This window comes from Pseudomonas sp., from assembly GCF_036404235.1.
Classification (GTDB): domain Bacteria; phylum Pseudomonadota; class Gammaproteobacteria; order Pseudomonadales; family Pseudomonadaceae; genus Aquipseudomonas.
This window is the reverse complement of record NZ_DASWOT010000061.1, coordinates 1-10,670: the sequence shown is the minus strand read 5'-3', so window position 1 is coordinate 10,670 and position 10,670 is coordinate 1. Positions and strand designations below refer to the sequence as shown.

Genomic DNA, 10,670 nt, shown 5'->3' with positions numbered 1-10,670 from the left:
TTTCAGGTGAATTCAATGTTCGACAAAGTGCTGATCGCCAACCGTGGCGAAATCGCCCTGCGCATTCAGCGTGCCTGCCGCGGCCTGGGGATACAAACCGTGGTCGTGCACTCCGAGGCCGATCGCCACGCACAGTATGTGCAAAACGCCGATCAGGCCCTGTGCATCGGGCCGGCGTCACCCAGCCAGAGTTACTTGAACCAGGCGGCGCTGCTGTTCGCGGCCAAGGTCAGCGGCGCGCAGGCGATCCATCCGGGTTACGGTTTTCTGTCGGAGAACGCCGGGTTTGCCGAACGCATCGAAAACGCGGGGCTGACCTTTATCGGGCCGAGCGCCGCGTGTATTCGTACCATGGGCGACAAGGTCGCGGCCAAACGGGCGATGCGCGAAGCCGGAGTTCCGTGCGTGCCAGGGCCGGACTCTGTGATGCCGACTGACGATGCCAGCATCCAGGCGATTGCCCGTGAAATCGGTTACCCAGTGATCGTCAAAGCCGCCGGCGGTGGCGGTGGTCGTGGCATGCGCGTAGTGAAAGAGGAAGGCGAGTTGCTCGACGCCATTGCGCTGACCCGTGAAGAAGCGCGGCTGGCCTTCGGCAATCCGGAACTCTACATCGAGAAGTTTCTCGGCCATCCACGGCATGTGGAAATCCAGGTGTTGTGCGATGCCCACGGCCACGCGATCTGGCTCGGCTGCCGCGATTGTTCGTTGCAGCGTCGGCACCAGAAAGTCCTCGAGGAAGCGCCGGCGCCGGGCATTGATCCGGAACTGATCGCCAAGGTCGGTGAACGCTGTGCCGCCGCGTGCCGGCAGATCGGCTATCGCGGCGTCGGCACCTTCGAATTTCTGTACGAGGACGGCGAGTTCTTCTTCATCGAGATGAACACTCGGCTGCAAGTCGAACACCCGGTGACAGAGATGACCACCGGCATCGATATCGTCCAGCAACAATTGCGCATGGCCCGCGGTGAAGTGCTGGAGTTGCGCCAGCAAGACGTCCAGCTCAATGGCCACTCGCTGGAATGCCGGATCAACGCCGAAGACCCGATCACCTTTATGCCGACGCCGGGGTTGATCAAGCGCTGGGAAGTCCCCGGTGGCTTTGGTGTGCGGGTCGACTCCCACGTCACCACCGGTTACCGAGTACCGCCGTATTACGACTCAATGGTGGCCAAGGTCATCACCCACGGCGCGACGCGCGATGAGGCCATGGCCCGCATGCGCCTGGCTCTGAGTGAGCTGGTGGTGGAAGGCATCTCGACCAATATTCCCTTGCACCGCGACATTCTCGACGACCCGGCGTTCTGTGCCGGCGGCGTGGACATTCATCACCTGGAGCGCTGGTTGCAGCAACGGAGTCCGACATGAGTACTGCATCTGTATCGCCGCGTCCGCACATCAGTCTGCTGGGGTCCACGGCGTTGTTATTCGAAGCGCCGGGCGAGCTCGATCTGGCGCCGCAACAACGCATTTGGAGCCTTGCTTTGCAGGCGGGGGAATGGGCCGAGATCCACGAAGCGGTCCCTGGCATGAACAACCTGATGCTGACGTTCATCAAGCCGCCACGTGACCTCAATGGGTTGTGCGAGCGTTTGCTTGAGGCCTGGGAGGCCTGCCAACCGTTGCCGCTCGAAGGGTGCATCGTTGAGTTGCCGGTGGTCTACGGCGGGGAGTTCGGTCCACACATAGCCAATGTCATGGCGCACACCGGGCTGGACATCGAGACCATCGCCAACCTGCATTGCGAGCCGTTGTACCCGGTATACGCCTTGGGCAGCCATCCGGGTTACTGCTACCTCGGCGGCATGGATTCGCGCCTGGCCACGCCACGGCGCCAAGTGCCGGTGATCAGCATAGCCGCCGGCTCGGTGTCGATCGGTGGTGTGCAGACCGGTGTTTCTGCATCGGCCGGTCCCAGCGGCTGGAACACCATCGGCCGCACAGAAATGTCGTTTTTCGACCCGACCCAAAACCCTCCGGCGATGCTTCGGCCGGGCGATATGTTGCGCTTGCGCATCGAGAGGATCATTCGATGATCGAGATTTTATCGGCTACCGCTTTGGCCACCGTGCAGGACTTCGGCCGCTTCGGCAGCCTCGGTTACGGCGTCGGGACTTCCGGCGCGATGGACCATTTGGCGCTGGCGTTGGGCAATCTGTTGCTGGGCAATCCCGAGGGCGCGGCGGCCATCGAAATCCCGCTGTTTCCGTTCGAAGTACGGTTTACGCAGGACTGCGCCTTCGCGTTCACCGGTGCGGCGTGCGAAGCCACCCTGGACGGTCAGCCATTGTTGCCATTCTGGGTGACACAAGCTCGGGAAGGCCAGGTGCTTAGTCTGGGCTTTCCGACTTGCGGCAGTCGCGCCTACCTTTGTCTGGCCGGTGGTGTCGACGTACCGCAGGTGCTCGGCTCGCGCAGCACTCAATTACGCGGTGAGTTCGGCGGTTTGCAGGGGCGGGCGTTGCAGCAGGGCGACCGGATCTCGGCGTTACGTCCAGGCATGAGTGCGCTGCCTTCAGATTTTGGGGTCGTGTCACCCAGTCAGGCCTTGCCATTGCAACGCGATGGATTGCCAGCGATGCGCGTACTGCCTGCGGCGGAATATGAGTGCTTTCTGGATGAATCCCGGGCGGCATTTTGGTCCGGCGAGTGGAAGGTCACGACCCAGAGCAATCGCTACGGCTACCGGCTCGAAGGCGCGCCGATCTTGCCCAAGGCACCGATGGAAGTCCGTTCCCACGGCATCGTTCCCGGCGTGATTCAGGTGCCCCACGGTGGCCAGCCGATCATTCAGATGCGCGATGCGCAACCGAGTGGCGGTTATCCGAAATTTGGCACGGTGATTGAGGCCGACCTCTGGCGTCTGGGTCAGGCGCCGATTGGCAGCAAAGTGCGCTTTATCGAGTGCAGTTACGCCGAAGCTGTGGCAGCCCTGGAAGACAATTCGCGCTATCTCGCGGAGGTCAGCCGCTTGGTTGATCTTCACGGGCTGGCCTCGCGCTAAGGACATTCAGACATGACAAATCAGGAAATCCGCCAGTTGGCGGTGTGGCTCAAGGAGACTCACCTGGCTGGCGCGGAAATCCGTCGTCCGGGGCTGCATCTGGTTCTCAAGCGTTGTGTCGACGAGGTCGCGGCACCGGTTCAGATCACGGCGCCAATAGCGTTGAAGGCGCCCGATGAACAGCTGTTGAAGACCCCAGGCCTGGGCCGATTGCTGCTGACGCACCCGCAACAGAGCGAGGTGCTGGTATCGGTCGGCAGTCGAGTGGCGCAAGGGCAACTGGTCGCGTTGTTACAGGTTGGCGATTTGCTGTTGCCGGTCCGCAGCCACAGGGCCGGACGGCTGGCGGCGGTGTTGACGGCGTGTGGCACGACGGTGGGATTTGGCGAGGCGTTCATGCGCCTGGACGCGGCATGAACAGGCGAGGAAAGCAGCAATGAAAATCGATTTGAATGCTGATCTGGGCGAGGGCTTCGGGCCTTGGCGCATGGGTGAAGATGAAGCGTTGATGAGCCTGATCTCATCGGCCAACGTGGCGTGCGGTTTCCATGCCGGCGACCCGCTGATCATGGACAACACCGTGCGCCTGGCCAAGGCCGGCGGCATCGATTTGGGGGCCCATGTCGGCTTCCCCGATTTGATGGGCTTCGGCCGGCGGCAGATGAACATTGAACTCAAGGAACTGGCGACCTACGTGATTTATCAGCTAGGGGCGTTGGCCGGGATGGCGGCGGTCAACGGCCATCGCATGACGCACATGAGCTTTCACGGGGCGCTGGGCAACATGGTCGCAGCCGATTCAGCGTTGGCTGAGCCGTTGGTGTGTGCGGTGGCGGCGTTCGATCCGACGCTGATTATTAGTTCATCGAGCAGTCGTGCGATTGAAAACGCCGCTGACAAATGCGGGTTGCGGGTCGCGACGACGTTTCTGGCCGACCGCGCCTACGACGATGACTGCCTGCTGGTGCCGCGCAAGGTGCCGGGCTCGGTGATCAAGGAACCGGCGGCCGTGCTGCAACGGGTTCGACAGTTGCTGGAGGAGGGCTCCGTGACCACGCTCAACGGCAAGCACATCGCGGTGCCGGCGCATTCGATTCTGTTGCATGGCGACACGCCTGGCGCGGTGGAGCTGGCCCGCACCATCCGTCGAGAAATCGAGCTGGCGGGCGGTTGCATCACGCCCATTTCGCAGCTGTTGGCGTAACGGTTACACGGTCATAAGCAGGGCTTATTGCCACACAGTCATTCCGTCTTGGTCCACGGCTTCAGGGCTGGATAGAGTCGAAGTCATCGCGGTCACCGAGTGATCCGCACACGTAATATGAGGACAACTTCATGCCATTTTCAGATTACAAAACCGCGCTGGTGACCGGCGCTTCTTCCGGCATTGGCGCCGCCGTCGTCGAACGCCTGTGCCAGGAAGGCGTGCAGGTGCATGCCTTGGCTCGCAGCGCTGACAAGCTCGAAGAACTGGCGGCGAAAACCGGTTGTATCGCACACGCCATCGACGTCACCGATCTGGCCGGGTTGACCCGCCTGTTTGCAACCCAGCAGTTCGACATTCTGGTGAACAACGCCGGGGTCGATAAGCCGGGTTCGATTCTCAAGGCGGACGCCGAAGGCATCGACTTGCTGATCGACGTCAACCTGAGGGCGGTCCTGCACCTGGCGCGTCTGGCGCTGCCGGGGATGGTCGAGCGCGACTGCGGCCATATCATCAACATCAGTTCGATCGCTGCGGCTTACAACTTCGGAGGAAACTCCACGTACCACGCGACGAAAGCCGCCGTGAGCATGCTGTCTCGGCAATTGCGCATCGATGCCTTCGGCAAGCGGGTCCGGGTCACCGAGATCTGTCCGGGGCGAGTGGCCACCGACATTTTCGCTCACGTTCATGGCGACTCCGAAGAGACCTACAAACGCTTTGTCGAAGGTTTCGAGTTGCCGCAGGCCAAGGACATCGCCGACGCCATTGCGTTTGCCATTGCCGCGCCGATTTCGGTCAACGTCGGGCACATGGAAATCACCCCGACCCTGCAAGTGCCCGGCGGTCTGTCCACGGCTCGCCCGCAGGATTACCAGGGCTGAGATTTCCCCAGCAATGGACGCACCCCAGAAGAACGGATCAATCCGTCATGCGGTAGCCACGTCATGGCTCGCCAGACGCTTTTTATTTCTGTCCTAGCCCAATGCCCGTAGGGATTGACCATGAAGCATGACTTCGATTTGGCCGCGGTTCTGCAAGGCGAATATGCCGAGCTGATCGTCAAGGGCATCGAAACGACTCTACAACTGGCGCTGTTCGCCTGGCTGCTGGCGATGGCCCTGGCGCTGTTGCTGGTGACCGTGCGCCTGACCGGCAACAAGCTCGCTGATCGTCTGGTGGCCGGTTACGTGTCTTATCACCGCAACGTGCCGACGCTGGTGCAATTGATGCTGTGGTACTTCGGTGTGCCGACGTTGCTGAGCGAATCCACTCAGCTGTGGCTGGCCAACTACAGCACTGAATACCTGTTCTCGGTGATTGCCTTGGGGCTGTGTCAGGCCGCGTATTTCTGTGAAGACATCCGCAGTGGCCTGCGCGCCATTCCGGCGGCGCAGACCGAAGCGTCCCGGGCGCTGGGGCTGGGTTATGTGCGTTCGATGCGCTACGTGATCCTGCCGCAAGGGGTGCGTAATTGCCTGCCATCGCTGATCAACCACACCGTGCTGTTGTTCAAGAACACCAGCCTGGCCATGGCCATCGGCGTGGTCGAACTGACCTACGCCACTCGCGAAGTCGAGAACTACACCTTCCGCACGTTCGAGTCGTACCTGGTCGCCACGGTGTTCTATCTGGTCTTTTCACTGCTGTTGATGGGGCTCGGCGCATTGTTGGCGCGGCGCTTCAACAAAGCGCTGGCGAGGTAGACGAGCATGTTCGATCTCTTCTCGATTGTGCAAAACAACTGGACCCTGTTTCTGATCGGCCAGTATCCCCACGGCCCCTTGGGCGGTTTGGCCAGCACCTTGATTCTGGCGGCGCTGGCGTTGTTGCTGGCATTCCCTTTCGGCTTGCTGCTGGCGCTGGCGCGGGTTTCGCCGTGGAAAGGCCTGCGTTGGGCTGCGACGGTCTGGGTCTATGTGCTGCGCGGTATTCCGCTGCTGATGGTGATTTTCTGGACCTACTTCCTGGTGCCCTTGCTGATCGGCCACAACATCACCGGGTTTGTCACGATGCTCTGCACCCTAGTGATCTACCAGAGCGCCTACCTGTGCGAAATCATTCGCGGCGGTATCCAGGCGTTGCCGCCGGGTCAGTACGAAGCGTCCCGCGCACTGGGCCTCGGTTACCTGCGCACGACGCTCTGGGTGATCCTGCCGCAAGCGCTCTACAACGCGCTACCGAGCCTGATCAGCCAGTTCATCTCGATCATCAAGGAAACCTCGCTGGGCTATGTCATCAACGTCGAGGAAGTGACCTTCGCTGCCAACCAGGTCAATAACCAGCTACTGACCAAGCCGTTCCAGGTGTTTTTTATCCTGGCGATCATCTACTACCTGCTCTGTTTTGGCCTGACCCATCTGGCCGGCTGGGTGGAGCGCCGTATCGCTCGCAAGCGTCTGGGCAACGGCGGTCCGGCCGCGGCTACCGACCCCTTGCTGGCAATCGATAATTGAAGAGGGTTGCGCCCATGCATCCAATGATCATGTTTTCGAACATCAACAAATGGTACGGCGAGTACCACGCACTGACCGACATCACCGCCGAGGTGAAACCCGGTGAAGTGGTGGTGTTGTGCGGCCCGTCAGGGTCCGGCAAGTCGACGTTGATCCGCACGGTCAATCGCCTGGAAGACATTCAGAAAGGCCAGATCCTGTTCGACGGCCAGGACGTCCACGGCACCGATGCTCATATCAACCGACTGCGCAGCCGGGTGGGTTTTGTGTTCCAGAGTTTCAACCTGTTTCCGCACCTGTCAGTGCTGGAAAACATCACCCTGGCGCCGAGCAAAATCCGCAACCTGAAAGGTTCGGCCGCCAAACAACAGGCCATGCAATTGCTGGATCGGGTCGGCCTGGCCCACAAGGCCGGGGCCTATCCGGCGCAGTTGTCCGGCGGTCAACAGCAGCGGGTGGCAATCGCCCGGGCGCTGGCGATGGAGCCGCCAGTGATGTTGTTCGATGAACCCACCAGTGCGCTGGACCCGGAAATGGTCGGCGAAGTGCTGAGTGTGATGAAAGGCTTGGCCAAGGAGGGCATGACCATGATGTGCGTGACCCACGAGATGAACTTTGCCCGTGAAGTCGCCGACACCATCTGGTTCATGGACGCGGGTCAGATTCTGGAAAAGAGCACGCCCGAAAGCTTCTTCAATCAGCCCGCGCACCCGCGAGCGCAACGTTTTATTGCCGATCTGCGGGCTCATTGAGTCCCAACGGTTTTGCTTGCTCTGCCATTCGACTTTCTCATCCCCGGAGTTTTTCCATGCGTATGAAGCATCTGTTAGTCACGCTGGCGTTAGGTCCTTTGGCTGTTGCGGTCGCGCAGGCCGATCAGTTGAGCGACATCATGGCCAAGAAGTCGTTGAGCTGCGGCGTGTACGCCGACGTGCCGCCGTTCTCGGCGCCGGATCCGAAAACCCGTGAACTGGTCGGCATGGACGTCGATTTGTGCAAGGCGCTGGCCAAGACCATGGGCGTTGAACTGGAACTCAAGCCGCTTTCGGTCGAAGCACGGATTCCTGAAGTGAAAATGGGTCGCGTCGATGTGATCTTCGCCAACCTGGCCTACACCAAGACCCGCGCCGAACAGATCCAGTTCAGCGACCCGTACTACATTGCCAAGGAAACCCTGGTGGTGCGCGCGGTCAACGCCGATCAGCCGAAAAGCTTCTTCAAGGACAAGCGCATCAGTTCCACCAAAGGCTCGACGTCCGAGCAGTCGATCCGTATCGCCGGGGCCACGCCGGTGACGTTCCAGGACACCGGCTCGGCCTACATGGCCTTGCAGCAAAACAAGGTCGTGGGCTTGGTGACCAACACCATGACCGCGTTGAAACTGGTCGGTCAGGCCAAGGAAAGTGGTGTCGAACTGGCATTGGCCAAGGAGCCGATGGCCCTCGAACCCATTGGCGCGGGCATGCGCCGGGATGAGCCAGCCTTTTTGGCCAAGGTCAACGAATCGCTGGCGTCGATGGAAAAAGCCGGGGAGATCGATGCGATCTGGGACCGCTGGATCGGCCCGAACACCGCCTACAAAATGGTGCGTGAGGACAAAGTACAGAGCCTCAGCAATTTAAAGTTCGATCCCCTACCATGAGCTTGGTGAGTTGTTGCGCGGAAATCTTCTGGAGCGATGTGTTGTCCAGTTGGAAAATCAATCCCGATGAATGTCCGCTATGTTGTCTAGCTAGAATATTTGACTAATCCCTGCGCATCGGGGAGGGCCGGAATCTGATAAGGGTTCCGGTTTTTTTATGCCCCTCCATTAACCATCGAAAATCTTCCTCTGATTAAGCTCAACGATTCGTGATCGGCATAGCTTTTATTCGAGCACAAAGATGGCCAAGCAAATCCCGGATCGCTTTTAAAAAATGTGTAGTACCGATACGTTGGAACGCCGACTAGAAGCCGTCAAAGATATTTTTTGAATGTTGCTGCGGTGATCGCCATTGTCACTCCAAGTAGCATGGCGCAAGGCAAAAACACAGCCATAGGGTTAAACGAAAAGGGGAGAGACAAGTAAATGATCCAGGGCACGAATAACAGTGGCGCCACTGCTCGCTTGACGTGGTGATAAACAAAGCTGCTTTCCCGCCCAGCGCCAAACTTACGCAGGTCGCGGCGCATCAAACCATCGACAAAACCGGTGAGCTTGGCCAACAAAAATAGTGGTGTTGCCAGGACTAGAATGGTCAGGCGCGCCACGAAGGTAAAGGTCACATACACTGCAGCCAGCACGAAATCCTCAATGTTCACGTATAGCTGATTGGTCCAGCTCCAGAAGCCGTTACTCTGGCTCGACGCGCGCGCCTGCCGGGCAAAATCCGCAAAGCCAGTCTTGAGCAGCAGCCACTGATTGAGGAAATCCAGCCACTGGACAATCGTTGGCCTAGGCTATTGGATGAGAAGTGAAGATTTGAAGTGCTCGCTGAGCCGACCTAATTCAATGGTTAGCATGGCTTGGCTGTGTCGCCAACCCTGATCGCCCCAGAACAGTAGCAGTCCGACGAACTCGGCCAGGATCGAGAACAGCAACGAGGCAATCAGCAAGCCAATGATGCGTAGCACCAGGCTGATCGTTGAGACAATCAGTCCTGGGTGTTGGATCGGCTGTGGCGGCGTGTTCTGTACGGAAGTCGCCATCGTTTACTCCATTGCGCACCGTTGAGTTGATGCCGCCACGGCGCCTGCCGAATACGTGTTTGCTGAATCGAAACCTGTGGCGGGGCCGGGCTACCCCACCTGATCCAAATCGAAGTTAATTGTTGGGCCGCCACCGCTTGCACTCCACCATTGCCCCGCCTGCTCGTTGTCGGCCGCCCGCATCCGCTGAGTGAGTTCCTGCAGGTCCTTGGGCATGGCATCGTCGTTGGAGGGTTTTGGCAACGACATGCGCACTTTCCAGAGCTGGCCACCGGCCTGGAAGGAGAACATTTGACCTTTGGGCGAGCTGACGATGTGAGCGGGCTCGATCAACGGCACGCTTGTGCTGCTGACGCGATCCTGGGAGGACGAAGTGAAGTCTGTATTGGCTTCAGGATCGGAGGTGTCAGTCGCACCCGACACCAAGGTTCTAGTTAGCACGTTGACCTTGGGCAACTCCTGTGTGAGCAGCTCCGCGGTGACGGTCTCGCGCACCCGCAGCATCTGCAAGGTATTGAAGTTTCCAATGACCTGGCCGGCCTTGGCCCGGTTGCCGATTCGCGCTTCGATATCGCTGAGGGTCTGGGTGTAGGCCGTCACCTGGATGCCGGCCCCGCCGCCCTTGTTGATCAGCGGGATGAATTCATCACCCATCAACTCGTTGAACTCATCGGCGTGGAGGTTGATCGGCAACTTGTCACTGTTGTTACCCGATTGGGGCAGGTCATGGTCGATGCCGTGTTTGTAGATGTGTCCGGCGACCGAGACCAAGTCGGCGAACATGGAGTTGCCCACCGCGGCGGCCACCTCGGCGTCGGTCAGCGCATCAAGACTGACGTAGACGATGCCACGCTTACGGATGATCTGCATCCAGTCGAAGATCGGTCGCGGGTCATCTAGGTCGGTGTAGTTGGGGGCCAGTAACTGGGCCGTTTTACCGGTAGTGAGTTTCTCCAGCAGCGGCAGTAGCGAGGCAACGATTTTGTCGAAGTAAGTACGGTCGTAGCGCGCCGGGGTAATCTGAAACTGTAACTTATCCTATTGATTATTATCGTTAATATTATTTTTGTATTTTGATTGGGATACCAAACGGAATACCTCACGAGATAGCATTCCATTGACCCCCAACTTTATTCGATCTGAAAACCTTGCTTCGCATCCATGATAAGCAGTGATCTTCCTGCAGCAGTCGGGACAACAACTAGCAATCAATCCGAGTTAGAAGGTGGCGACAGGCAGAAACCGGCCAGAAGCAGACGGTTGCCTTAAAGGCCTCGGGCGGCGGTAGCCGGCTGGATAGTGACAAGCACGCCCGAGA

The 10,670-nt window shown here is 59.3% G+C and carries 11 protein-coding genes and 1 pseudogene; 10 read left to right on the top strand and 2 right to left on the bottom strand.

Annotated features, from left to right (window positions below):
- The first annotated feature begins 15 nt into the window (after positions 1-15).
- From accC to VGC62_RS07695, 10 genes are all read left to right on the top strand, one after another.
- Entirely contained in the window at positions 16-1,368 is a 1,353-nt protein-coding gene (gene accC, locus VGC62_RS07740) for an acetyl-CoA carboxylase biotin carboxylase subunit (RefSeq protein ID WP_331186484.1), read from the top strand.
- Positions 1,365-2,036 carry a 5-oxoprolinase subunit PxpB gene (pxpB, locus tag VGC62_RS07735; RefSeq protein ID WP_331186482.1) on the top strand — a complete coding sequence of 224 codons (672 nt, stop codon included), beginning with the start codon at positions 1,365-1,367 and terminating at the stop codon, positions 2,034-2,036. Before accC ends, pxpB begins: the two co-directional genes overlap by 4 nt.
- Positions 2,033-3,004 (top strand): biotin-dependent carboxyltransferase family protein, encoded by a 972-nt coding sequence (locus VGC62_RS07730; RefSeq protein ID WP_331186481.1) that lies wholly within the window; start codon positions 2,033-2,035, stop codon positions 3,002-3,004. Before pxpB ends, VGC62_RS07730 begins: the two co-directional genes overlap by 4 nt.
- A 12-nt stretch (positions 3,005-3,016) precedes the next feature.
- A complete protein-coding gene (locus tag VGC62_RS07725; protein ID WP_331186480.1) occupies positions 3,017-3,421 on the top strand; it encodes an acetyl-CoA carboxylase biotin carboxyl carrier protein in 405 nt (134 codons plus the stop codon).
- Between the two features lie 19 nt (positions 3,422-3,440).
- A complete protein-coding gene (locus tag VGC62_RS07720; protein WP_331186479.1) occupies positions 3,441-4,208 on the top strand; it encodes a 5-oxoprolinase subunit PxpA in 768 nt (255 codons plus the stop codon).
- A gap of 131 nt (positions 4,209-4,339) precedes the next feature.
- Positions 4,340-5,092, top strand: a complete 753-nt coding sequence (locus VGC62_RS07715) for an SDR family oxidoreductase (RefSeq protein ID WP_331186478.1) — start codon at positions 4,340-4,342, stop codon at positions 5,090-5,092.
- A 120-nt stretch (positions 5,093-5,212) separates the two neighbouring features.
- The gene (locus tag VGC62_RS07710) at positions 5,213-5,914 is read left to right on the top strand and encodes an amino acid ABC transporter permease (protein ID WP_331186477.1); all 702 of its coding nucleotides are present in this window, start codon (positions 5,213-5,215) and stop codon (positions 5,912-5,914) included.
- Between the two features lie 6 nt (positions 5,915-5,920).
- Positions 5,921-6,664: an amino acid ABC transporter permease gene (locus VGC62_RS07705; RefSeq protein ID WP_331186476.1), complete on the top strand. Its 744-nt coding sequence runs from the start codon at positions 5,921-5,923 to the stop codon at positions 6,662-6,664.
- 23 nt (positions 6,665-6,687) lie between these two features.
- Positions 6,688-7,416, top strand: coding sequence for an amino acid ABC transporter ATP-binding protein (locus VGC62_RS07700; RefSeq protein ID WP_193901681.1), 729 nt, complete (start codon positions 6,688-6,690; stop codon positions 7,414-7,416).
- A 56-nt stretch (positions 7,417-7,472) separates the two neighbouring features.
- Complete coding sequence (locus VGC62_RS07695) at positions 7,473-8,306, top strand: ABC transporter substrate-binding protein (protein WP_331186475.1); 834 nt, start codon at positions 7,473-7,475, stop codon at positions 8,304-8,306.
- 314 nt (positions 8,307-8,620) lie between these two features.
- Here the strand turns inward: VGC62_RS07695 and VGC62_RS07690 are convergent.
- Positions 8,621-9,352: pseudogene (locus VGC62_RS07690) on the bottom strand (TIGR03747 family integrating conjugative element membrane protein).
- A 90-nt stretch (positions 9,353-9,442) separates the two neighbouring features.
- Entirely contained in the window at positions 9,443-10,372 is a 930-nt protein-coding gene (gene traD / locus VGC62_RS07685) for a conjugative transfer system coupling protein TraD (RefSeq protein WP_331186483.1), read from the bottom strand.
- Positions 10,373-10,670 lie beyond the last annotated feature (298 nt).